Consider the following 22,845-nt stretch of genomic DNA (forward strand, 5'->3'; position numbering starts at 1 on the left):
CCTGGCATCAGCTTTTCTTTGGATCAATATCAGATAGTGTGCTCGTTTTGCTGTTTGAGCTGCTCCTTTTAATGACTAACATACTGCCGTTAGTCTCGAATACAACTGCTTCCACATCTTCCATTGAGGAAAACCCATTGGAACGAATAGCCTGCATAATTACTGATTTCAAAACCCTGTTTTTATATAAGGCTGACTCTATGAATTGACCTTGATAATAAAGCAGGTCAGGACTTGCTTTATTGAATGTGGCTGAATGAAGAGAAAGCCAGGCTACTATATAGGCCGATCAAAAGTGCATATGCGGTCAGACCCTCTGCAAGTGATACCTGTTTGTTAAGGAAAATAGTCGCCAGGGTAGACCCAAGGGCAACTCTTACCACTAAATTAAATGCATTCATTTTTGTTAAAGTACGTTTTCCCGATAGTCTCAGGAACAGAATCAGAAAAATATAGCTTATAGCTCCATTTGAAAGAACTCTCCATAAATCTTGTCAGCTGGAAAAAACATGATTGACTCCCTTATATATGGCTTTCATTCCTTTTATAGGAAGACAATAAACGGACGATTTTTATCTCCATTCATGTTGCAGGGAGGCAATTGAAGGGTATATTAAATAAAAATACTTATTTGCTGAAATAACTAATTTCATGTAGGATGTAATCGAGACGAAAGGAGAGAACGTTTTGGGCAGTCCGATTCAAGATAAGAATTCACAGGTTACTTTTCTAAAACAGCGCTTAAATATGTTCCTGGACGTACTGGAAGCTATTGAGCCGGAAGACACCGAAATCGAAGACATCGACCGTTTAATTGCTATGATCGATGACCTCGAATCCAAATGCCGTGAATTTAATAACCGCGATTAAAACAGGAGCCTGATGCACATAACCCTGTCAAGTAGACATTGAAAAAAGAGTATACTAAGCTGCGGCCTTTTCTCGATATTCTATCGGGGAAAGGTCGTTTAATTTACTTTGAAAACGGTCTTGATTGTAAAAATGTATATAATCCTGAATTGCTACGTAAGCTTCTTCCATTGTTTTGGGACGTACTAAATAAACTTTCTCCGTCTTTAAATGAGAAAAGAAACACTCTATACAAGCATTATCATGACAGTTTCCTCTTCTTGAATGGCTGCCTATAACTTGGAGGTCCTCCTTCACTTGTTTTTCGTATGCTTTGGTTGTATATTGAAACCCCTGATCTGAGTGGATTAAAGCATTTTTTGCGAACTGCTTGCCTTCTAGCTGTTTTATAGTATCTATGACTAACTTAAGATCGTTCCTTTCAGATAACTGCCATGAAACAATTTCATTGTTATATAAGTCTAAAACAGCTGACAGATAGACAAACTCATCCCCAACTCGGATGTAAGTAATATCTGTGACGAGTTTTTCATACGGTTTTTCAGCAAAGAACTCCCGATTTAAGACATTGGGAAATAAAACGGATCCTTTTCGTCCATAGAATGGACGTTTCTTGCGAATGACAGAACGAATACCTAATTCCCTCATTAATCTTCTGACCCGTTTATGATTAGCTACAATTCCCTCCCGGGAAAGAGCCCTTGTCATTCGTTTATATCCGTAGTAAGGATGCATTTTGTGGATGGCTAAGATATGCTCTTTTACTAAAATATTCTCCTCAAGACGGATTCTTCGTATAGGATTTGTATTGCGCCACTTGTAATATCCTGCTTTTGAAACTTCCCCAATTTTCAGTAGCCACGCAAGGGGATACTTTTCCCTTAAATTATCAATAATTTGAAATCGATCTGCTTTTAGGACCATTCCTTCCCATGTAGATTTGGATTGCGCTTTTTTAAGTATTCCACCTGCGCTTTCAGATAGGCATTCTCTTCTTCCAAATTATTAAAGTTTTTCTTATTCCAATGCCCACGCTGGTCATCAAATGATTCTCCGTTTCGTACTTTTTTAACCCAATTTGCAATTTGGGCATCACTTTTAATACCAAAATGTTCTCGAAGCTGTTTATAAGACCATTTCTCCTCCAACTTCAAACGAACAACTTCTCGCTTAAACCCCTCTGTATAGGTTTTAAAGGTTTGTCCTTTTTTGGCCATAGAAAAAACCCCTCCAAGTAGACTAGTAAGAACATCATATCATGTTCTCTTTTTTTACTGTCTACCTGAAGGGGATAATAACATGAGGGCTCTTTTTTTATGGAAATTGCTTTGGAAATTCCCTCTTTCATCCTGTAAACGATTGCAACCTTTGTCTTTAAATACGCATCAGATAGGAGTATAATGATTACGATTAATAATTGTAATTTTCATAAAAGATATGAGCTATATAGGGAACAAAGGGAAGGGGACTAAAGCAATGAATATCGACAAATTTCAGGAAAGTATGTATCAGCTGATTGTTGAGACATCCACTAATCTTCCGCGTGATGTGCGCCGTGCAATCAAATCAGCGAAAGAAAGAGAAAATGCCGGCACTAGAGCAGCGATGAGCTTAGATACCATTACGAATAATATTAAAATGGCTGATGATAATGTGTCGCCAATTTGCCAGGATACCGGATTGCCGACTTTCAAAATCAAGACGCCAGTCGGTGCTAACCAGCTGGTCATGAAGGAAGCAATCAAAAACGCAATCGCCCAGGCAACTAAGGACGGAAAGCTTCGCCCGAACTCTGTTGATTCCTTAACTGGCGCCAACAGCGGGGACAACCTTGGCTACGGAACACCTGTCATTAAATTTGAACAATGGGAAAAAGATTATATAGACGCCCGCCTGATTCTTAAAGGCGGCGGCTGTGAAAATAAAAATATCCAATATAGCCTTCCCTGCGAACTTGAAGGCCTTGGCCGAGCTGGACGCGACCTAGATGGAATCCGCAAATGCATCATGCACTCTGTATACCAGGCGCAGGGACAGGGATGCAGCGCCGGCTTTATCGGTGTCGGCATCGGGGGAGACCGCTCTTCAGGCTATGACCTGGCGAAAGAGCAGCTGTTTCGTTCTGTAGATGATGTAAATCCTAATGAAGATCTCCGCAAACTCGAGGATTACGTGATGGAGAATGCAAATGAGTTAGGAATCGGAACAATGGGCTTCGGCGGGGAAACCACGCTTTTAGGCTGTAAAGTCGGTGTTATGAACCGTATTCCGGCAAGCTTCTTCGTATCTGTTGCCTATAATTGCTGGGCGTTCCGCCGCCTTGGCGCAGCAATCAGCATGGAAACAGGTGAAATTAATGAATGGATGTATCAGGAAGGCGAGCATATCGACTTTAGTGCTTCTGAAGCCGAACTTGAGACAGCGGCAGCAGCAGAAACAGCAGAGCAAACAAACATCGTAACATTGCAGGCGCCGATTACTGAAGAACAGATCCGCAACCTTAAGGTTGGTGATGTGGTACAGATCAACGGCATGATGTACACGGGCCGCGATGCCATCCACCATCACCTGATGGACCATGATGCACCAGTTGATCTTAATGGGCAGGTTATTTACCACTGCGGCCCGGTCATGATGAAGGACGAAGACGGCAAGTGGCATGTAAAAGCCGCTGGACCGACTACAAGTATTCGTGAGGAGCCATATCAGGGAGATATCATGAAAAAGTTCGGCATCCGTGCTGTTATCGGTAAAGGCGGAATGGGGCCAAAAACATTGGAAGCACTTCAGGAACATGGCGGCGTTTACTTAAATGCAATCGGCGGTGCTGCACAATATTATGCTGACTGCATCAAGTCTGTTGAAGGCGTGGACCTCATGGAATTCGGTATTCCGGAAGCAATGTGGCACCTGAAGGTTGAAGGCTTTACTGCAGTTGTGACGATGGATTCCCATGGAAACAGTCTTCATAGGGATGTAGATAAATCTTCACTTGAGAAATTGGCTCAATTCAAAGAGCGTGTATTCTAATAGATGAACGGGAGAGAGGCTGTTTGCGGCCTCTCTTTTTTGTGCATTTTTTTGCCAATGATCCCTGCGAATGTTTTTATTTCATTCACAAACACTAAGAAAAAAATATTGGAGGAGCTCAGATGAAAAAATTAAGTATCTTCCTGAGTGTTTTTATTTTGTTTTTTTCCGGAACAGCTTATGCGAATTATGGCAATTCGCCGGTTCACTGGGGATTCAAAAAAGCAAAAAATGAGGTGCCGGCCGAAGCAGGAAAGCCGCTCGACTCACTGCTTGAAAGACATGGCTCCTATTATAAAGGCGATACAAGCAAAAAAGACATTTATTTAACATTTGATAATGGATATGAAAACGGCTATACAGGGCAAATTTTGGATGTTCTGAAAAAGGAAAACGTTCCTGCTGCCTTTTTTGTAACAGGACATTATTTAAAAAGCGCACCCGATCTTGTAAAGAGAATGGCGGATGAAGGGCATATCATAGGCAATCACTCCTGGCATCATCCTGATATGACAAGAGTGAGCGATGAGAAATTTATTAAAGAACTTGAAATGGTCCGTGCTGAAAACGAAAAGCTTACAGGTGTTAAGCATATGGCATATTTGCGGCCGCCTCGAGGCATTTTCAGCGAACGCACTTTGGCTTTGGCTAAAAAGGAAGGCTATACGCATGTATTCTGGTCACTGGCCTTTGTCGACTGGAACACAGACCGGCAGAAAGGCTGGCAGTATTCTTACGACAATATTATGCGTCAGATCCATCCAGGCTGTATCCTTCTTTTGCATACTGTTTCAAAGGACAATGCCGATGCTCTCCAAAAGGCCATACAGGATCTGAAAAAACGCGGGTACACCTTTAAGAGCCTTGATGACCTGGAATGGGAGCAGGCAATTGGAGAGAGGATGCTGTACTGATTTATGTTTGGCCGATAAAAAATTTGGATGGGCACAACAAAGTCATATTGGCCGTAATACTTAAGATTAGGCCGGTAAATTATGTGCTTTGGCCGGTATTTTTTTAAGATGGCCGGTAAATGCCCAATTTCGGCCGGTAACACTGCAGAAATTTATAAATTGCATGAAATAGACCCAACTTTTCAGGGTCTATTTTGTATATAGTCCAACAATTTTAGTAAAATAACGGCAAAAAATGCTATAATCGGGGAAAATGATAAAGGACGGATTCTTCTTGGAAAAGATACAAGTAGAAGGACCTTATAATTTTGATCTGGTACTGGACAGGCTTTCGAATGACCCTCTTAATCAGGTTGATATAGCAAATCGGTCTGTGAAAGTGCCTATGCTGCTCAGCCATCATCCGATTGTGGCAGAAGTAAAAGCAATCGGTACAACTGATAAGCCGGAATTTTTAATAACCGGAACTGATGGCGCTTTTAAAGAAAAAGCAGCAGAGCGTTTATCGGAAATTTTTCAATGGCATCTGCCTCTTGAGAGGATTCACGAACATTTTCAAAACACAGAATTACAGCCAATTTTCGATGCTCATTATGGTACTCCAATTGTTCTTGATTTTGATCCGTATAGCTGTATATTAAAATGCATTATTCACCAGCAGCTTAATCTTGCTTTCGCACACACGTTAACAGAACGGTTTGTAAAAGCATTTGGATTCGAAAAGGATGGAGTGTGGTTTTATCCGCTTCCCGAAAAAGTTGCAGAACTGAAAGTGGATGAATTAAGAGAGCTGCAGTTCAGTGGACGAAAGGCTGAGTATGTAATTGGCATCGCAAAAGAAACGGCCTCGGGAAATTTAAACTTTGACGAGCTTAAAAACCTTTCAGATGAAGAAATTTATGATAAACTTATCAAATTGCGCGGTGTCGGACCCTGGACTGTTCAAAACTTCTTGATGTTCGGGCTGGGCCGGCCAAATCTTTTTCCAGCTGCAGACATTGGCATCCAGAATGCCTTAAAAAAACTATATAAATTAGAAGCGAAACCGACTCTTGAGGAAATGGAGACATTCTCGAAGAGCTGGGATCCTTATTTGAGCTATGCTTCTCTTTATTTGTGGAGGAGTATCGAGTAATTTGGAGTGATGAAGCACCATGAAACAAGAACAAACAGCTAAATTAAAACTAAAGCAAACATTCCCGCTGACAATCAAAAGGCTTGGCATCAATGGGGAAGGTGTCGGTTATTTTAAAAGGCAAGTCGTATTTGTTCCAGGAGCACTGCCTGGCGAGGAAATCACAGCAGAAGCAACAAAGGTAAACCCAAAGTTTGCTGAGGCCAAAATAAAAAAAATCCGTAAAAAATCCGAATTCCGTGTTCAGCCGCCATGCCCAGTATATCATGAGTGTGGAGGCTGCCAGCTGCAGCATCTCCGGTATGATCAGCAGCTGAAGGAGAAACGGGATATCATTATTCAAGCTTTAGAACGCCATACTAAGCTGAATCCCGAGAAGCTGGATATCAAAGAAACCATTGGAATGGAAGATCCGTGGAGCTACAGAAATAAAAGCCAGTTCCAGGTTGGCCAAAAAGACGGGAAGGTGCTTGCCGGATTATATGGCATGAATTCGCACCGCCTGATTAATATTGAGCACTGTGCGGTGCAGCATCCGCAAACAACAAAGGCGACTGAAGCAGTGAAACGGATTCTCCAGGATTTGAGAATCCCAATCTATAATGAAAGAAGCCGAAAAGGTATAGTAAGAACAATCGTTGCCAGGGTGGGAATCCAGACAGGAGAGCTTCAGATTGTACTGATCACAACTCAAAAAGAGCTTCCAAAGAAAGAGATCATAATAGAAAAAATCAAAAGCGAGCTTCCTGAAGTAAAATCAATCATACAAAATGTGAATGGTGAAAAAACCTCCCTTATTTTTGGACAGGAAACCATGAATCTGGACGGAAGCGACTTTATCCAGGAAACACTCGGAGATTTGCAGTTTGAACTATCTGCACGGACATTTTTCCAGCTGAACCCTGAACAAACCGTTAAGCTTTATAATGAAGTCAAAAGAGCAGCGGCTTTAACCGGCAAGGAAAAAGTAGCTGACGCATACTGCGGCGTCGGAACGATTGGATTATGGGTAGCAGATCAGGCAGCGGAAATCCGCGGCATGGATATCATCAGGGAATCCATTGAGGATGCAAAGAAAAATGCTGACCGCCATGGAATTAAACATGCCCAATATGTTGTCGGCAAAGCAGAGGAATGGCTTCCTAAATGGACAAAAGATGGATGGCGTCCGGATGTTATTATCGTCGATCCGCCAAGAACAGGACTTGATCATCAGCTGTTAAAGACTATTTTAAAAGTCCAGCCCAAGAAAGTGGTGTATGTCTCATGTAACCCATCTACATTGGCAAAGGATATTTCGGTCCTGAGCCCCAAATATAAGGTAAATGGCATACAGCCTGTGGATATGTTCCCGCAGACCGCACATGTGGAGAGTGTGACACAACTTGTTTTAAACGTGTAACCCAAACATAAGCTTTTGCTGATCCACCCTGATTTCGTAAAAAATATTTTTGCGGTTTCGGGGTCTTTTTTCTGTTAATCCCTGCTGTTTTTTAGGATGTTTTAGCAAAGCTTTATTTTTTACTCAGCCAGTGGAATACTGTTTAATGGGATGGATGTCAGCAGGAGATATTTTAGCTGTACAAAAATTGTGCAGTTAAAATTTACATTATTTAATCAGTTTGATAAAAAGTGCTTAAGCATGGTATAAGTGTAAAAGAAGCAGGGATATTCTGCTTTTTAATTTTGGGATTAAAAGTTGGTTTCCCATATTGAGAGGATTTGAATTTTACTATGATAGATAATTTTTGGCGTGAGTTACCGCGGCCATTTTTTATACTGGCACCAATGGAAGAGGTGACGGATGTTGTTTTTCGCCATGTGGTGAGTGAAGCAGCCAGACCTGAGGTATTTTTTACTGAGTTTACAAACTCAGATAGTTATTGTCACCCTGAGGGGATTAATAGTGTGCGTGGGCGTTTGACTTTTACAGAGGATGAACAGCCAATTGTAGCCCATATATGGGGGGATAAGCCTGAATACTTCCGGCAAATGAGTATTGGGATGGCGGAACTGGGCTTTAAGGGATTGGATATCAATATGGGCTGTCCTGTACCCAATGTGGCACAGCACGGGAAGGGAAGCGGCCTGATCCGTCGCCCGGAAGTGGCAGCTGAATTGATCCAGGCAGCCAAAGCAGGAGGTTTGCCGGTAAGTGTAAAGACAAGGCTTGGCTTCACGGAAGTAGACGAATGGAAGGTCTGGCTGAAACACATTTTGGAGCAGGACATTGCTAATCTTTCCATTCATCTGCGTACAAGGGACGAAATGAGCAAAGTGCCTGCGCATTGGGAGCTGATCCCGGAGATTAAGAAACTTCGCGAACAGGTGGCACCAGATACCCTTTTGACGATCAATGGAGATATTCCTGACCGTCAGAAGGGCTTGGAGCTGGCCGAGAAATACGGTATTGATGGAGTTATGATTGGGCGCGGCATATTCCATAATCCATTTGCCTTTGAAACGGAGAAGAAAGATCATAGCAGTGAGGAATTGCTGGACCTTTTAAGATTGCATATGGATCTTCATGATCAATATTCGCATTTAGAGCTGCGGCCGTTCACGGCTCTTCACCGTTTTTTCAAGATTTATGCCAAAGGATTTCCAGGGGCAAGTGCACTAAGAAATCAATTGATGAACACAAGGTCTACAGATGAAGTGCGTGAATTGCTTGATGCGTTTGTGTCAAAGAATCTTGAAAATAATAACTGAATTCTAAATGGGGATGGGCAAGCGGTCCATCCTCCTTTTTTTTCACAAGGTTTGTTGCTTTTTGTATTATATTTACTGAGTTGATTGTAGCGGAAGGTGCGAGATCCTTGAAAATGCATTCGCATATTCTTCGTGCGGTGTTTACTCAAGGGAGCTTACTCAATGTCTGCGGGAGTAGCGGACAGGTGAGACCCCGCAGACGCACAGCGTCGAGGAGGCTCACCGCCCGCCCCGCGGAAAGCGAGCAGCCTGGAGCGGAAATCAACGGACAGCATTGATAAGCAAAAAACAACAATTTATACGAAAAGAGCCTAAATTTTAAACTTGAGGGATGAGGATGAAAGCTTTTTTATTATGCACATTCATGGTATTTTCTTTTGCAATGATAGCAGGCTGTCAATCAGCTGAAACAATGGTTCTGCTGGATGAGGAAGTCAGAGAAATCAAAGTTTCAAAATCGGAGGGTCTAGGCGGAATTAATGAAGAAAGTTTTATTTCTTTCAAGGATAGAAAATCGATCGCTGTATTTGAAAAGGCAATAACATCTGCTGTAAAACAGTCAGGGAATGCAGATATTAGTAAACCTGAGTATGATATAGCAGTAGAATATAAAGGAGAACTTCCTTCTCACGGCATTCATTTGTGGCTTGGAGAAGACAATGAAAAAAGCGCCTTCATGTATATTACAGATGAATCTGTTTACCTAACTTCTCCAGAAATGACGATAAAACTAAGAAGCCTAATTCTCTCCAAATAACAGCAGCCCAGCCATTTCACCTGTGTGTGGAATTAAATTCCATATGGTTAATTCACTTGGAAAAGGGGTATTGATCAGTAATCCAAAAGGAGGTGGCCAAGAATGGAAGTAGAAGTTTTATGTAATGTTGAGAACTGCAAGTATTGGGCTGAAGGTGATAAGTGCGTTGCCGACTCTATTTATGTGATTGGCCAAAATGGCCGAGAAGCTGATGATGTAGAGGAAACAGCCTGTAAAACGTTTGAGCATCGTGAATAAGATTGAGTAGGCCTGACTGCTGGAGAATTTTAACGATCCCGGCCGTCAGGTTTTTTTTACATACAAAAAGAGAAGATTATTAAGACCGCTATGTTTCTCCGGAAAGGGTATAATAAATGAAAATGACACTAAATCCATGCAGACAGGAAGGAGATAGAATGACGACTATTAATGAAACCGGATGGAATTTTGATAATAGCTATTCACGGCTGCCGCAGACATTCTTTTCAAAAGTAAAGCCAAATCCTGTACAATCACCTGAGCTGGTGATCCTTAACGAGCCACTGGCGAAATTTTTGGGACTAAACATTGATGCATTGACAAGCGAAACTGGCATTGAGGTACTTTCTGGCTCTCGAGTTCCAAAAGACGCTGAACCTCTTGCTCAGGCTTATGCAGGGCATCAGTTTGGACACTTTAATATGCTTGGAGATGGCCGGGCCATGCTGATCGGCGAGCAGATAACTCCTGAGGATAAACGGGTGGACATTCAGCTGAAGGGCTCCGGCAGAACTCCGTTTTCACGCGGGGGAGATGGGCGGGCGGCTCTAGGCCCGATGCTCCGAGAATTCATTATCAGCGAAGCCATGTATGCTCTGGGAATTCCCACTACCCGCAGTCTGGCAGTTGTAACAACAGGTGAAGCGATTATCCGGGAAACTGAGCTTCCAGGTGCTGTACTGACAAGAGTGGCTGATAGCCATATACGGGTGGGCACTTTTCAATATGCGGCAAATTGGAGGCCGGCTGATGAGCTTAAAACACTGGCAGATTACACGATTCAGCGCCACTACCCAGAAATTAAAGGCGATGAAAATCCTTACAAGACACTCTTGCAGAAAGTGATCAAACGTCAGGCTGCACTCATTGCGAAATGGCAGCTAACAGGTTTTATCCATGGAGTCATGAACACCGACAATATGACAATTAGCGGAGAAACCATCGATTATGGTCCGTGCGCCTTTATGGATAAGTATGACTTGGCAACCGTATTTAGTTCCATTGACAGAGAAGGCCGGTATGCCTATGGAAATCAGCCTTATATAGGCGGATGGAATCTGGCAAGGTTTGCTGAAACCCTCTTGCCCCTGCTGCATGAAAATGAGGAAGATGCTGTAAATATAGCCCAGGATGCAATTTCGGAATACAATAAAATTTATCAAAACCATTGGCTTGCAGGGATGAGGGCAAAACTCGGATTTTTTAATGAAGAAGCACAAGATGAAGCCCTATTTACCAGCCTTCTAAAGATGATGCAGAAGTCTGGAGCAGATTATACAAACACCTTCCGTTTATTAACATTAGACAAGCCTGAGGAAACTTCGATATTTGATGATCAAGAATTTGCAAACTGGCATGGACAATGGCAGGAAAGGCTGAACAGGCAAAAGGAATCGAAAGAAGCAGTGAATGAATTAATGAGGAAGAGCAACCCATCCGTCATCCCCCGGAATCACAGAGTTGAAGAAGCTCTTGAAGCAGCTGTTACCAAAGGGGATTACAGCGTGATGAAAAAGCTTCTTGCAGCACTGAAGGATCCTTATGCCTATACAATAGAACAGGAAGAATACTGCAAGCTGCCAGAGCCATCCGGCATGCCATATCGAACATTTTGCGGAACTTAATATAGAGAAATGAACAATTAGAGCGTTGGCTGTAATTTTGCAAAGCCTGGCCCCATTAGTGGGGCAGGCATTTTTTATTTAAGCAGTTAGTGCTTTATTGTTGACTTCAGGAAATCACGGTGTTATTTTTAAGACAGAACATACATTCGATTTGGTGATTATCCTGAATATACATCTTGAAGAAATCATATCAAAAAGTATCTTAACACCTGCCAAAGGTGCAATTGACAACTTTACTCATTCATTGAACCCCTATGCGGGCTGTGCCTTTGGCTGCAAATATTGCTACGTTAGGGAGCTTCCTGTTTCCATTTTTCGTGAAGAGGAATGGGGTGCGTGGATTGATATAAAATCAAATGCGGCCGAACTTTTGGAGAAAGAATTGGCTAAAGCTAAAAAGAGGGGAAAAGTTGCTTTATTTATGTCCTCTTCCACAGACCCTTACCAGCCGATTGAATATGCCTCAAAACTGACAAGAAGTTTATTGGAAGTTATGCTTAAAAATCAGCCTGACTTTTTACATGTACAAACCCGTTCTCCTATGGTGAAGCGGGATATTGATTTATTTCAGCAATTCGGAGATAGTATCAGAATCTCCATGACAATCGAGACAGACAAAGAAGAAGTCAGAAAGGCATTTGCACCAGCGGCCCCTCCCATCCCGGCAAGAATGGCTGCACTAAAAGACATAAAAGATGCAGGAATTATAACTCAAGCAACAATAGCCCCGTTACTGCCTTGTTCAAGAGAATTTCCTGCAAAACTTAAGTCTATTGCAAATCGAGTTACAATTGACGATTTTTGGATGGGGGATGGAAGCGGCGGACGCAGGACTGAGAGACTTGGAATCCGCAAGATCTTTGATGAGCTTGGTTTGGAGAAATGGTATAGTCCATCTGCATATAAAGTGGTTCTTAAAATGCTGGACCGGGAATTTCAAGATGCACCCATTCAATTAGGTGTATCCAAGGCTGGCTTCAGCCCTGATGGCAAATAGCTGACTATAAAATATATGAGGTATTTTTATGGATCTATTAAGTTCACATTATGTAAGAGGTATTAGCCTTAAAAGAGAAGAAATTCCTTCCTTCAATCAGTATCCCTTCAACCTTCCCAGCTTGAAAACCATGGATGAGGTGCCTTTCCACCCGAAAGTAACCTTTCTGATTGGAGAGAATGGAATGGGAAAGTCGACACTGCTCGAGGCAGTAGCGGTTGCACTAGGATTTAATGCAGAAGGCGGATCTTTCAATTTTAACTTTTCAACCTTCGATTCGCATTCTGTGCTGGGAGATTATCTCAAGGTGATAAAAGGCATAGATAGGCCGTCTGATGGTTTTTTTCTAAGGGCAGAGAGTTTCTATAATGTCGCTTCTAATATTGAGGAAATGGATCGGGAAGGTGGCGCACCAAAAGTAATCGACTCCTTTGGAGGCCGTTCTTTACATGAGCAATCTCATGGAGAAGCGTTTTTCTCTACGTTTCTTCACCGGTTTCGCGGCAATGGGATTTACATCCTGGACGAGCCGGAGGCAGCACTTTCTCCTTTGCGGCAAATGTCCATGCTGACAAGAATTCATGATTTGGTCAGGGAACACTCACAATTTATTATCGCTACACATTCTCCGATCATTATGGCCTATCCGGAGGCAGCGATATATGAATTCAGTGAGGAAGGCATTTCAGAAAAGAAGCTGGAGGAAACGAATCATTACCGCATCATGAAACAATTCTTTGATGATAAGAAAAGGATGCTTCATCATTTGCTGGATGAATAATAAAAATGGAGGCCTCATGCCTCCATTTTTGTCTATGTATCTTATTCACTTTCGTGGCTGAACATCCAGTTTACACCAAATTTATCTGTTAACTGGCCAAAGCTCTTGCTCCAGAAAGTTTCCTGCAGCTCCATTGTTACTGTGCCGCCTGCCTGCAGATTGTTAAAATACTTTCTCAGCTTATCCAGGTCATTAATGACAACTGCGAGATTAATGTTATTTCCTACTGTAAATGGCATACCGGGAAAAGTATCTGAAAACATAACATTACTGCCGCATATGTTAAGGCTTGAATGCATGACCAAATTCTTTGCTTCCTCTGGAAGAGGATATTCAGGATTTTGCGGTGATTCACCAAAAGTTGAAATCTCAGGCATTTCCAGTTCAAAAGCCTTTACATAAAATTCAATTGCTTCACGTGTATTTCCCTCGAAATTAAGATAGGCATTAACAGCCATCCCTTTCACTCCTTCCTAATACAATTCCATTATAGACAAAATATTCTAAATTTAATATAGTTCAAAAGTCAAAAAGTGAAAATCAGGACAATTTTTATAATTCCTGAAGTGCTTGATCTACATTATTGAAGCCTCTTCGGTCAATGCTATCTGGTTCATCCGATTCAATTGTCCACTCATTTTCTGCAGGAGTTAATCCGCCATTACCATCTTTAATGAATGGACTATGTACGTGATAAGTTTTCCCTGCCTTTTTCACCGTGTATCCTATATAGCAATGATGATCCTGGCCTTCTTCCTCGAAAATACCAATATCATCGATTTCATATTTGTCTAAATATGACTGAAATGGCTCCTGCAATGCACTGATAATTTGCTCTCTTGGTAAAAACTCCATGACGTATGCTCCCTTCCGATTATCTATCCCTTAATATGGCTTTTTTTGCAGGGATTAAACACGGAACTGTGAAAAGAGTACTCCGCATCAGCGAAGTACTCTGCTCCTTAACTTAAATTTAAGTTTTCCGAGAAGCTCCATAAGCTCTTCATATTCTTCCAGCTGAATGCTGCAAGCCTGAATGGCCTCTCCGACATTTTGGGTGATAACCTCTTTTTCTTTGCGTGCTTTTTCCTCGAGGAAGATATACACCTTGCGTTCATCAGCTTTGGAACGTTCTTTTCGAAGCCAGCCATTAGAAATCATTCTGGAGATCATAGGTGTGAGTGTCCCCGTGCCAAGATTTAGTCTTTCTCCAAGCTCCTTTGCTGTCACGCCATCCTTTTCCCAAAGTGCCAGAAGTACCAGATATTGGGGATAGGTTAAGCCAAATGGCTGAAGGGCACTTGTATACAGTTTTGTAAATTCGCCTGCTGTTTCATAAACAGCAAAGCATAGCTGTTTGTCCAGTGTAAAAAAGTCTTTCACATAATCACCTGATTCTAATCTCTAGCATTACAATAATTTCGTCAAATCATCCTCGATTTTTCCTGGTTCAGTTGTAGGTGCATACCGTTCTACAACCTGGCCATTCCGGTCCACAAGAAATTTAGTAAAGTTCCACTTAATGTTTTTAGACAGAATTCCCTTTTTCTGTTCTTTTAGATAAGCAAATAATGGATCCGTATTGTCACCATTTACATCAATTTTAGCGAAGATCGGAAAGGATACACCATAATTAAGCTGGCAGAACTCAGTTGTTTCCTCAATATTATCGAATTCCTGGTTATTGAACTGATCACAAGGAAACCCAAGAATTTCAACGCCGCTGTCTTTATACTTTTCATAAAGCTCCTGCAGTCCTTTGAATTGGGGTGTTAATCCGCATTTGCTGGCTGTGTTTACAAAAATCAGAGGCTTGCCTTCATATTCTTTCAAAGATTTCAATTCACCATTTGTTTTTTTGACTTCAAAATCATAAACCGTTGTCATTAGGATACCTCCTACTTTTAATCGTGTGCGATTTAATCTTAAGCGATCTAAACTCCTTTTGCAAACAAATCAGCTTTTTATGAAACTACCATTAAGTTTATTCGTAGAAAAGGTAGGTTTCAATTTCATTTACAAAGGGTGATCATGATGATGGACGAATTGCGGGAAGCGATTGAGAAACTCCCGGAGAGGGGAGCGAAGAGCTATCTATTCCACATATTGCTTCGGGTTCACTTATTGAATAACAGTGTTGATTCCCAGGAAGAGATACTCGAACTGCTAAATGATATTCAAAAAAGGATACTCTTTTATTCTCAAGAAAGAAAATTGGAGCGGGAATATGAAACATACCATATTGTGTGTGGAGAATCACCGGCAGGCGCTTTAAAGGTTGGGCTTAGTAAAGAAAATAAGGTCATTGGCTATCCTGATTTTTTTAGTAACGGACCTCTCTGGAAGCTGCATGAAGAAGAGGGCAGAAAAAAGCGATTAGAATGGCTGATGGATCACATTAATATGCATGAAGATTACCTGGAAATGAGATATGAAAGAAAAGTAGCTAAAGCACTTGAAGAGATAAATTCTATTCCAGCGGGCAAACCGATCGTTATCTGGACAGCTGACAATGCAGATGAACAAACTGGTTTACGGTATTTCCTTCACTTATTAAGAAACAAAGAAAATAATGTGCATGTTATTAATACTGCTCAGTCATATAAGGAGCTTTTCCCTGAGAAAAAGCATCAATCCATTTTAAGGCACTCAGGCGAAGCAGCTCCTGAGAAACTGAAGATGATGCTGGAAAAACACTTAGGAAGCCCTTTATCTGCAGAAGAAAAAAATAGGTTTGTATCTGATTGGCAGTCCCTCTCCAGAACAAGGGAAGTATTGCGTATATGGGAAGATAATGAAATACATAGTGTACCAGAGAGTTATTTTGATGAATCTATCATCGAGTCAGCCAAAAAGCTGCATAAAAGCAACAAAGGTTTTATAAAGTCAGCCAGATTAATTGGTGAAGTGATTGGGCATCTGGATGAGCCAATTGGTGATGGCTTTGCAGAGTATAGAGTAAGATCCTTAATTTATAACGGAATATTAGCCATAAAAGGAATTCCGAAAAGTATGAGGTATTATAGCATTAAACTGAAAGAATTTTAGATGAATCCGGTTTTTCACCGTAATCAATTATCCCTGTCCATCGTGTGTTAGTATTATTTCGGTCTAGCAGCAGTCCGGTACTTGAAGTGAATTAATATCTAAAAGCCATCTGCTGGAATTTCATGCAGGTTTCATTTATTCTTAATAAAAGAAACGAATAGAAGAGGGATTTATCTTGAAAAAGATTTACAGTGATATAATTCAATTCCGCGGAACCCACTTTGATTTTGGTTTCATGCAGGGAGAACTTATAAAGGATTCTCTTTCTGTGAAAAATCGGGAGGATCAATGGAAGGTAAGAAAGCCGCGATTTTCAATAAATGAAGCAGAAGTGAAAAAAGCAATTACAAGGTTTGCCCCTGGTATTTGGGATGAACTGCTTGGGATACGGGAAGCATTGCAATGGCCGATGGAGCGGGTTATGCAGGAGTTTGGCGGCTATCGCCTCGATTATGTCCGCTCGGGCTGTTCCATCCTTACAGGGGCTGATTACCTGATCCGCAATTATGATTACCATCCGAAAACCTATGAGGGGCGCTATACTTTTTATCAGCCAACAGATCAGGGATATGCGATGATTGGCCCCAGCCAGAGGGTGACCGGGCGGATGGATGGCATGAACGAAAAAGGACTTGTGATTGGATATAATTTTATGAATCGGAAAAAGCCTGCTGATGGCTTTATCTGCTGTATGATCGGCCGCCTGATTTTGGAGGCATGTGCAAACGTGGAAGAAGCGGTTGAGATGCTAAAGGAAATACCGCACCGTCATTCCTTTACATATGTGGTGCATGATACAAGCGGAGAGACTTATGCAGTGTGAACATCTCCGAGAGGTGTAAAGGTCCGTCAGACAACTGCCTGCACAAACCATTTTGAAATCATGAAGGATGAAAATCGCAACCATCTAGCTGACAGCCTGCGCAGGCTGGATGTCATGAAAAGCCATCAGGGTGAGCGATTAGATGCACATGATGCTTTCCGCCTCTTGAATGATAGCGATAAAGGCGTTTTCTCGGATCTTTATGGAAGCTGGGCCGGGACGATTCATACATCCGCCTATTTGCCGGGGGAGATGAAGGCCTGGTTTGCGCTCGGCGGCGACAGAGAGCCGAGTATTTTTGATTTTGGGCATTGGCTCGATGGACAGGATATTGAAATGAATAGAATCACTGGTGAAGTTGATACGGACATTCCTTTTTTGCATATGGATGAACAGGCGAATTGGTTCAGGTAATAATGAAACGGAGAGATGTGTTCTCCGTTTTTTCCTTTTTTGAAAAAATAAATTCATCATTTGTACAAACCATCACATTCTTTCATCACTTCATGTTATGGTACACTTTATATATGAATTGGATGTAAACTGAGGTGCATACGAGTGAAAACAGTATTGGTCATAGGCGGCGGTGTAACAGGATTGTCCGCTATGTATGAACTGAATAAGTGGAAAAAAGAAAATGATCAGGATATAAGGCTTGTACTGGCAGAATCAGCAGAACAGCTTGGCGGGAAAATCCGCACTGTCAGGGAAGGCGGATTTGTAATAGAAGCGGGAGCTGATTCGATTGTTGCCCGCAAAGCGAATGCGATGAACTTTATCCAGGAGCTGGGGCTGGAGGAAGACGTTGTCTACAATGCTGCGGGGCGGTCTTATATATACAGTGATGGTGAGCTGAAGCTGATACCGGCAGATTCTGTGTTTGGGATACCGGCCAGTGTTGAATCTCTTGCCAAATCTGCTCTTGTTTCAGCAGAAGGAAAGGTTGAAGCCCTGAAAGATTTTTATACGAAAAATGATAGCTTTACAAAAAACGATTCCATCGGCGATTTCCTGGAGCATTTTTTCGGAAAAGAACTGGTGGAAAAGCAAATTGCGCCTGTTCTTTCAGGTGTATATTCCGGGAATCTCAGTGACTTAACCATTGCTTCGACTCTTCCGCAGGTGTTTGATTATAAAGAAAAATACGGCAGCATCATTAAAGGTTTTGAAGAAAATAAAAAGGTGTTCCAGAGCGGAGGGGGAAAGAAGTTCCTTTCCTTTAAAAAAGGTCTGGATGGATTAATAGATGCTTATGAGGAAAAATTGGATGAATCAGAAATATTTAAAAACACGAAGGCAGTTAAAATAGAGAAAAGTGATCGTAAATATATAGTCGATTTCTCGAATGGCGAAACCCTGGAGGCCGATCATGTGGTGCTGAGCATTCCGCATAATGCCGCTGCAGCGCTGTTCGATCATGAGGAGCTGAAGGCGGAATTCGAACTTTTGAAGAACAGTTCCTTAATCTCTATCTATCTTGCTTATGATATTCCAGACAGCGAGCTGCCTGAAGACGGGACAGGCTTCATCACTGCAAATACGGATGAATTGACTTGCAATGCCTGTACATGGACAAGCCGCAAATGGGAGCATACCTCAGAAAGCGGTAATCTGCTTGTTAGATTATTTTATAAAAGCAGCCATCCGGCCTTTGCATCTCTAAAGGAAATGAACGATGAAGATTTGCTGCAGACGGCTTTGGCCGATATTGAAAAAAGCCTTGGCATTACATCTGTTCCCGCTGCCAGTGAAGTGACGAAATGGACTGAAAAAATGCCAAACTATTTGATATCCCATCCGCAGACAGTAGCTGCACTTGAAAACAGGCTGGACCAGGAATACCCTGGAATATGGCTTGCAGGCTGCTCCTATTATGGTGTAGGAATTCCAGATTGCATCGAAAATGGGGTAGAAACTGCCAGAAAAATTATTGATCGTATATAAACCAAAATCCCCTTCTGCTAAAGATGGGGATTTTTTTCTTATATGATTTTTGTATGATCCTTAGGACCTTCAATTTTCATTTGCTCAAGCTCGAGCTTCATTTTTTCTGTTTCAAGCAGAAAGTTTTCCTGCTTCAGCTTTTCCAGGGTGATTTCATCTTTTATCATATTGTGTTTAATTTTTGCCAGTCTTTGTGTATGAAAAGTCAGGATGGCGATGATGGGAATAGAGAAAGTCATCACTACAGCAATAGTACCTGTCAAATTCCTTGCACCTCACATTTAATTGAATTAGAAAATTTTGTATAATTTGTATTTGTATAAATTATAGCAAATGACAAGTGAGATAGAAACGCGAAAATAATCTGGTGGTGAAGAAATGGCTGAAATTACTATAAAAAGAGTATACGATCCGTATGAAGAGGCTGATGGATACCGGGTATTAGTGGATCGGCTGTGGCCGAGGGGAATTAAAAAAGAAGATGCACATTTATCAGCCTGGGAGAAAGAGGTTGCACCAAGCAGCGAGCTTAGAAAATCTTTTAATCATAAACCTGAACTTTTCGGTATATTTCGGGAAAAGTATCTCATTGAACTGCGCACACAGACAGACAAGATTCACAAGATGGAAGAACTGTACGAGATATCAAAGAAGCAAAAACTAACATTACTATATGCTGCAAAAGATACAGTAAATAATCATGCAATTGTATTATTAGAAGAATTATTAAGGAAGGTGAAATAGAAGCTTAACTTTATAGGAAGGAAAAAAATAAAAAATAGGTAGAAATACTTTAAAAATAAGTAATAATTCTGAAAGTTAAGTGTTTTCTTTTTTCCTATACTTTAAGTTAAAAGAAGTGAGGGAGAAGGAAATGATTGATTTACTCCTGATTCATGGAACTGTCGACTATGGATCAAAACAGGCGGATAATCACCGATGGAGCTGTTGCCATAAATGGAAGCAGGATCCTGGATGTGGATATGAGTGAGAAACTATTGGAAAAGTATGAGGCAAAAGAAGTGATAGATTGCAGCCATCATTGTATCCTGCCTGGATTAATAGATGTACATGGACATGGCGGCCATTCGATGTTTAAGACAATTGCAATGGAAAGCTTGGATTTTTGGATGCCAATTATGACGAATACGTATAAGCATTTTGTAACAGACGAATTCTGGTATTTTGAAGGAAAGCTTTCTGCACTTGAGCGCCTGAAGGCGGGCATAACAACAGGTGTATCTGTTCTTGGCTCAATGCCAAGGTCGGATGACCCGGTTTTTGCCATCAATCATGCAAGAGCCTATGCAGAAACTGGTGTCAGGGAGGTTGTTTGCACTGGTCCCTGCAATCCGCCATGGCCTCATTCATTCAGCAGGTGGATGGACGGTCAAAGAATTACTAAAGAAGTCACCTACGAGGAAGTGTTAAATGGTGCTGAAGCAGTAATTGAAGCTTTAAACCATGCCAATCAAGATCGGACAAGAGCATTTATTACCCCTTTCGTAATTGTTACATCAGTTGAACCATCTGGCCCAACTTCACCTGCGAAACTTCATCATTTAACAGAGCATGATTTATACCAAGCAAAGAAAGTCAGAGGAATTGCCAGAAAATATAATACAAGAATCCATTCTGATGCTTTTGGAGGCATGATTCACTTAGCAGTAAAAGATTGGGAGAATGCTCTTTTAGGTCCTGATGTTCATCTTCAGCATTGCCGTGGGATATCCTTTGATGAAGCGAAAATATTAGCTGAAACCGGAACAAATGTCAGTGCCTCTCCTGGATTCTCTCAAATTCATGCCCGCACACCGATGATAGAATTGATCGAGCTGGGAACAACAGTTGCTATATCAACAGATGGCACTTCACCATCCACTAGCTTTGACATGTTTCAAGCCATGAGAAAAACACAATTTATACATCAGGCAGCTCATAGAGATGAATATTGCTTACCTCCTGGAAAACTTCTGGAGGTGGTTACGATTGATGCTGCAAAATGTATTGGATGGGATGATGAATTGGGCTCTCTTGAAGCGGGGAAAAAGGCGGATGTTATAACTGTCAATATGCATCAGCCGCACTTAACACCTGAGTTTATGCATATTCATCGGCTCGTCCATCAAGCTTATGCAACTGATGTGGGGCATGTTATCGTAGATGGCAGGGTCCTTATGAAAGACAGAGCAGTCTGCTCCGTTGATGAAAGATCAGTTTTGGCAGAAGCAAATGAAGAAGCTAACTCAACAATTAAGCGTGCAGGGCTTGAAAAATACATGAAGCAAACGAAATATTTTTGGGGTCACACACGAACCTATGGGGATGGTATGGATCATGATAAAGAATCTGATATTGGGGAGAAAGGGGAAAATCAATGAAGACCAGGCTAAAGGGGAAATATGTAATTGGATATGATGGAAAAGATCATGTCCTGATAGAAAATGCTGAGGTTGTATTTGAAAATGATACCATCATTTATGTTGGAAAAAGTTATTCGGGCCAAGCTGATAAAGTTATAGATGCCGGCAGCGCTATAATCAGTCCGGGATTCATTGACTTGAATGCATTAGGCGATATTGATCATGATATCTTGCATTTGGAGGCCAGTTCAGCAAGACAGAAAAATCTGCTTTGGTCAGAGAGGTATGTTAAGCAAGGGCACCATGAAATTATGACAGCTGAAGAAGAGGCTTTTAAATCTTTATATGCCTATTCACAGCTGATCCTTCATGGAATTACAACTGCTATGCCAATCACTTCTGTTCATTATAAAAAATGGGCAGAAACATATGAGGAGCTTGCTTCAGCAGCGAGGCATGCTGCTGACTTGGGACTGCGTATATACCTGGGTCCAAGCTATCAATCGGGGATAAGGGTCGTCCAGGCAGATGGCAATATAAAGATTCATTGGGATGAAGAAGCTGGAAGGCAAGGATTAAAAAGAGCTGTGCGCTTTTTGGAAGAGTTTGATGGTTCATTTAATGGTTTGGTCAGGGGAATGCTTGCCCCTGAGCGGATTGAAAGTCAAACGGAAGAAAGTCTTCTCCATACAAAGCAATATAGTGATCACTATAAAGTTCCGATAAAATTGCATGCAGCCCAAGGTGATTTTGAATACCATACAATGATTGAGAAATATGGCGTAACGCCAATTAGGCATTTATATAATCTTGGATTTTTAGGATCCAGAACGGCGATTCCTCATGCCCATTTTATTGCTGGCTACAGTGGGGCAAAAATTGGTGGTGGAGATGATTTGTCACTGCTGAGGGAAACGGGCACAACTGTCATTCATTGCCCATTAATAATTGGAAGGCACGGACAGGCAATGGAATCCTTTGCAAAATATAAACAGTCAGGAATTAATTTAGCGTTAGGTACAGATACGTTTCCTCCGGACATGTTCCAGAATATCAGAACAGGGAGCATGCTTTCCCGGATCGTAAATAAAGAAGTTAAAGACTCAGCATACTCAGATCTTTACCGTGCTGCAACTTTAGGTGCTGCAAAGTTTCTGGGAAGAGAAGATTTGGGCCGTCTTTGTGCTGGCGCAAAAGCAGATATTATTGCAATTGATTTAGACGGATTCCATATGGGAGTATTAGATGATCCCTTAAGAACAGTGATTGCAAGCGGAACTGGAAGAGATGTAAAGTTATCCATTATCAATGGGAAAGTAGTCATGACAGACCGAAAAATACCCAACCTTGATTTAGAGGAATTAAAAGGAAAAGCGCAAGAATATTTTATGAAAATGAAAAAAGGTTATTTAAAAAGAGATTATCAGGAGCTTCCTGAGAATGAATTGATGCCGCCTTCTTTTAGGTTTGTTGATTCTATTGATTAGCAACGACGTTTTTTATAAGTAGTAGAAAAAGTTTAAAAACATGTAAAGAAAGTAGAAACAGATTAATCAGAATATTTTATATAATTAGACAAAGTTTAGAG

Annotated in this window: 24 protein-coding genes and 1 pseudogene; 17 read left to right on the forward strand and 8 right to left on the reverse strand. The window is 41.4% G+C overall.

Annotation, left to right across the window (positions count from 1 at the left end):
* Nucleotides 1-7: 7 nt before the first annotated feature.
* Both A361_RS30795 and A361_RS30800 read right to left on the reverse strand, forming a co-directional pair.
* Nucleotides 8-280 carry a YetF domain-containing protein gene (locus A361_RS30795; protein WP_226280811.1) on the reverse strand — a complete coding sequence of 91 codons (273 nt, stop codon included), beginning with the start codon at nt 278-280 and terminating at the stop codon, nt 8-10.
* Nucleotides 240-401: a hypothetical protein gene (locus A361_RS30800; protein WP_009335759.1), complete on the reverse strand. Its 162-nt coding sequence runs from the start codon at nt 399-401 to the stop codon at nt 240-242. The genes A361_RS30795 and A361_RS30800 overlap by 41 nt, the downstream gene beginning before the upstream one ends.
* A 286-nt stretch (nt 402-687) precedes the next feature.
* On the opposite strand from A361_RS30800, the gene A361_RS05745 reads away from it, so the two are divergent.
* The gene (locus tag A361_RS05745) at nt 688-870 is read left to right on the forward strand and encodes an SE1561 family protein (RefSeq protein WP_009335760.1); all 183 of its coding nucleotides are present in this window, start codon (nt 688-690) and stop codon (nt 868-870) included.
* 54 nt (nt 871-924) lie between these two features.
* Here A361_RS05745 and A361_RS05750 read toward each other — a convergent pair.
* Nucleotides 925-2,087 (reverse strand): IS3 family transposase gene (locus A361_RS05750; protein WP_099049166.1). Its coding sequence is split into 2 segments (ribosomal slippage): nt 925-1,829 and nt 1,829-2,087, totalling 1,164 coding nucleotides; the frame shifts between segments, so codons are not numbered across the junction.
* Nucleotides 2,088-2,346: 259 nt separating this feature from the next.
* On the opposite strand from A361_RS05750, the gene A361_RS05760 reads away from it, so the two are divergent.
* The 10 genes from A361_RS05760 (at nt 2,347) to A361_RS05800 (ending at nt 13,079) form a co-directional block, all read left to right on the forward strand.
* A complete protein-coding gene (locus A361_RS05760) occupies nt 2,347-3,900 on the forward strand; it encodes a fumarate hydratase (RefSeq protein ID WP_009335761.1) in 1,554 nt (517 codons plus the stop codon).
* A 122-nt stretch (nt 3,901-4,022) separates the two neighbouring features.
* Nucleotides 4,023-4,814 (forward strand): delta-lactam-biosynthetic de-N-acetylase, encoded by a 792-nt coding sequence (gene pdaA / locus A361_RS05765; protein ID WP_019383454.1) that lies wholly within the window; start codon nt 4,023-4,025, stop codon nt 4,812-4,814.
* A 253-nt stretch (nt 4,815-5,067) separates the two neighbouring features.
* Nucleotides 5,068-5,949 carry a DNA-3-methyladenine glycosylase family protein gene (locus A361_RS05770; RefSeq protein WP_033196640.1) on the forward strand — a complete coding sequence of 294 codons (882 nt, stop codon included), beginning with the start codon at nt 5,068-5,070 and terminating at the stop codon, nt 5,947-5,949.
* 19 nt (nt 5,950-5,968) lie between these two features.
* Nucleotides 5,969-7,351 carry a 23S rRNA (uracil(1939)-C(5))-methyltransferase RlmD gene (gene rlmD / locus A361_RS05775; RefSeq protein WP_019383456.1) on the forward strand — a complete coding sequence of 461 codons (1,383 nt, stop codon included), beginning with the start codon at nt 5,969-5,971 and terminating at the stop codon, nt 7,349-7,351.
* 332 nt (nt 7,352-7,683) lie between these two features.
* Nucleotides 7,684-8,661 carry a tRNA dihydrouridine synthase gene (locus tag A361_RS05780; protein WP_019383457.1) on the forward strand — a complete coding sequence of 326 codons (978 nt, stop codon included), beginning with the start codon at nt 7,684-7,686 and terminating at the stop codon, nt 8,659-8,661.
* Between the two features lie 364 nt (nt 8,662-9,025).
* The gene (locus A361_RS05785; protein ID WP_236887996.1) at nt 9,026-9,418 is read left to right on the forward strand and encodes a hypothetical protein; all 393 of its coding nucleotides are present in this window, start codon (nt 9,026-9,028) and stop codon (nt 9,416-9,418) included.
* A 102-nt stretch (nt 9,419-9,520) separates the two neighbouring features.
* Nucleotides 9,521-9,676 (forward strand): DUF1540 domain-containing protein, encoded by a 156-nt coding sequence (locus A361_RS29125; RefSeq protein WP_019383459.1) that lies wholly within the window; start codon nt 9,521-9,523, stop codon nt 9,674-9,676.
* Between the two features lie 158 nt (nt 9,677-9,834).
* A complete protein-coding gene (locus A361_RS05790) occupies nt 9,835-11,301 on the forward strand; it encodes a protein adenylyltransferase SelO (RefSeq protein WP_009335768.1) in 1,467 nt (488 codons plus the stop codon).
* A gap of 154 nt (nt 11,302-11,455) precedes the next feature.
* Entirely contained in the window at nt 11,456-12,298 is an 843-nt protein-coding gene (locus A361_RS05795) for a radical SAM protein (protein WP_082919429.1), read from the forward strand.
* A gap of 28 nt (nt 12,299-12,326) precedes the next feature.
* Nucleotides 12,327-13,079 carry an AAA family ATPase gene (locus A361_RS05800; RefSeq protein ID WP_009335770.1) on the forward strand — a complete coding sequence of 251 codons (753 nt, stop codon included), beginning with the start codon at nt 12,327-12,329 and terminating at the stop codon, nt 13,077-13,079.
* A gap of 41 nt (nt 13,080-13,120) precedes the next feature.
* Here A361_RS05800 and A361_RS05805 read toward each other — a convergent pair whose 3' ends face one another.
* The 4 genes from A361_RS05805 to A361_RS05820 form a co-directional block, all read right to left on the reverse strand.
* The gene (locus A361_RS05805; RefSeq protein WP_019383461.1) at nt 13,121-13,537 is read right to left on the reverse strand and encodes a VOC family protein; all 417 of its coding nucleotides are present in this window, start codon (nt 13,535-13,537) and stop codon (nt 13,121-13,123) included.
* 94 nt (nt 13,538-13,631) lie between these two features.
* Complete coding sequence (locus tag A361_RS05810; protein ID WP_019383462.1) at nt 13,632-13,934, reverse strand: DUF5634 family protein; 303 nt, start codon at nt 13,932-13,934, stop codon at nt 13,632-13,634.
* 87 nt (nt 13,935-14,021) lie between these two features.
* Nucleotides 14,022-14,462 carry a MarR family winged helix-turn-helix transcriptional regulator gene (locus A361_RS05815; protein ID WP_019383463.1) on the reverse strand — a complete coding sequence of 147 codons (441 nt, stop codon included), beginning with the start codon at nt 14,460-14,462 and terminating at the stop codon, nt 14,022-14,024.
* 27 nt (nt 14,463-14,489) lie between these two features.
* On the reverse strand, nt 14,490-14,966 hold the full coding sequence (locus A361_RS05820; protein WP_019383464.1) for a glutathione peroxidase: 477 nt from the start codon (nt 14,964-14,966) through the stop codon (nt 14,490-14,492).
* A 144-nt stretch (nt 14,967-15,110) separates the two neighbouring features.
* Here A361_RS05820 and A361_RS05825 point away from each other — a divergent pair, with 144 nt between their 5' ends.
* From A361_RS05825 to hemG, 3 genes and pseudogenes are all read left to right on the forward strand, one after another.
* Nucleotides 15,111-16,127: a DUF1835 domain-containing protein gene (locus A361_RS05825; RefSeq protein ID WP_236888061.1), complete on the forward strand. Its 1,017-nt coding sequence runs from the start codon at nt 15,111-15,113 to the stop codon at nt 16,125-16,127.
* A gap of 175 nt (nt 16,128-16,302) precedes the next feature.
* Nucleotides 16,303-17,364, forward strand: a pseudogene (locus A361_RS05830) (C45 family autoproteolytic acyltransferase/hydolase).
* Between the two features lie 144 nt (nt 17,365-17,508).
* Nucleotides 17,509-18,894 carry a protoporphyrinogen oxidase gene (gene hemG / locus A361_RS05835; protein ID WP_009335777.1) on the forward strand — a complete coding sequence of 462 codons (1,386 nt, stop codon included), beginning with the start codon at nt 17,509-17,511 and terminating at the stop codon, nt 18,892-18,894.
* Nucleotides 18,895-18,932: 38 nt separating this feature from the next.
* On the opposite strand, the gene A361_RS05840 is transcribed toward hemG, so the two are convergent.
* On the reverse strand, nt 18,933-19,157 hold the full coding sequence (locus A361_RS05840) for a hypothetical protein (protein ID WP_009335778.1): 225 nt from the start codon (nt 19,155-19,157) through the stop codon (nt 18,933-18,935).
* A gap of 115 nt (nt 19,158-19,272) precedes the next feature.
* Here A361_RS05840 and A361_RS05845 point away from each other — a divergent pair, with 115 nt between their 5' ends.
* The 3 genes from A361_RS05845 (at nt 19,273) to A361_RS05855 (ending at nt 22,744) form a co-directional block, all read left to right on the forward strand.
* Nucleotides 19,273-19,638, forward strand: coding sequence for a DUF488 domain-containing protein (locus tag A361_RS05845; RefSeq protein WP_009335779.1), 366 nt, complete (start codon nt 19,273-19,275; stop codon nt 19,636-19,638).
* A gap of 152 nt (nt 19,639-19,790) precedes the next feature.
* The gene (locus A361_RS05850; protein WP_019383468.1) at nt 19,791-21,275 is read left to right on the forward strand and encodes an amidohydrolase family protein; all 1,485 of its coding nucleotides are present in this window, start codon (nt 19,791-19,793) and stop codon (nt 21,273-21,275) included.
* Nucleotides 21,272-22,744: an amidohydrolase family protein gene (locus tag A361_RS05855; RefSeq protein ID WP_009335781.1), complete on the forward strand. Its 1,473-nt coding sequence runs from the start codon at nt 21,272-21,274 to the stop codon at nt 22,742-22,744. The genes A361_RS05850 and A361_RS05855 overlap by 4 nt, the downstream gene beginning before the upstream one ends.
* Nucleotides 22,745-22,845: the final 101 nt, after the last annotated feature.

The organism is Cytobacillus oceanisediminis 2691 (assembly GCF_000294775.2).
Classification (GTDB): domain Bacteria; phylum Bacillota; class Bacilli; order Bacillales; family Cytobacillaceae; genus Cytobacillus; species Cytobacillus pseudoceanisediminis.

Bases quoted from the DNA above. Each gene is read 5' to 3' on its own strand.
- A361_RS05820 (WP_019383464.1), bottom strand. From the start codon at position 14,966: ATGACAACGGTTTATGATTTTGAAGTCAAAAAAACAAATGGTGAATTG.
- A361_RS05850 (WP_019383468.1), top strand. From the start codon at position 19,791: ATGGAACTGTCGACTATGGATCAAAACAGGCGGATAATCACCGATGGA.
- A361_RS05810 (WP_019383462.1), bottom strand. From the start codon at position 13,934: ATGGAGTTTTTACCAAGAGAGCAAATTATCAGTGCATTGCAGGAGCCA.
- A361_RS05785 (WP_236887996.1), top strand. From the start codon at position 9,026: ATGGTATTTTCTTTTGCAATGATAGCAGGCTGTCAATCAGCTGAAACA.
- A361_RS30800 (WP_009335759.1), bottom strand. From the start codon at position 401: ATGAATGCATTTAATTTAGTGGTAAGAGTTGCCCTTGGGTCTACCCTG.
- A361_RS05770 (WP_033196640.1), top strand. From the start codon at position 5,068: ATGATAAAGGACGGATTCTTCTTGGAAAAGATACAAGTAGAAGGACCT.
- A361_RS05790 (WP_009335768.1), top strand. From the start codon at position 9,835: ATGACGACTATTAATGAAACCGGATGGAATTTTGATAATAGCTATTCA.
- A361_RS05805 (WP_019383461.1), bottom strand. From the start codon at position 13,537: ATGGCTGTTAATGCCTATCTTAATTTCGAGGGAAATACACGTGAAGCA.
- A361_RS05825 (WP_236888061.1), top strand. From the start codon at position 15,111: ATGATGATGGACGAATTGCGGGAAGCGATTGAGAAACTCCCGGAGAGG.
- A361_RS05780 (WP_019383457.1), top strand. From the start codon at position 7,684: ATGATAGATAATTTTTGGCGTGAGTTACCGCGGCCATTTTTTATACTG.
- A361_RS05855 (WP_009335781.1), top strand. From the start codon at position 21,272: ATGAAGACCAGGCTAAAGGGGAAATATGTAATTGGATATGATGGAAAA.
- rlmD (WP_019383456.1), top strand. From the start codon at position 5,969: ATGAAACAAGAACAAACAGCTAAATTAAAACTAAAGCAAACATTCCCG.
- A361_RS05800 (WP_009335770.1), top strand. From the start codon at position 12,327: ATGGATCTATTAAGTTCACATTATGTAAGAGGTATTAGCCTTAAAAGA.
- pdaA (WP_019383454.1), top strand. From the start codon at position 4,023: ATGAAAAAATTAAGTATCTTCCTGAGTGTTTTTATTTTGTTTTTTTCC.
- A361_RS05760 (WP_009335761.1), top strand. From the start codon at position 2,347: ATGAATATCGACAAATTTCAGGAAAGTATGTATCAGCTGATTGTTGAG.
- A361_RS29125 (WP_019383459.1), top strand. From the start codon at position 9,521: ATGGAAGTAGAAGTTTTATGTAATGTTGAGAACTGCAAGTATTGGGCT.
- A361_RS05845 (WP_009335779.1), top strand. From the start codon at position 19,273: ATGGCTGAAATTACTATAAAAAGAGTATACGATCCGTATGAAGAGGCT.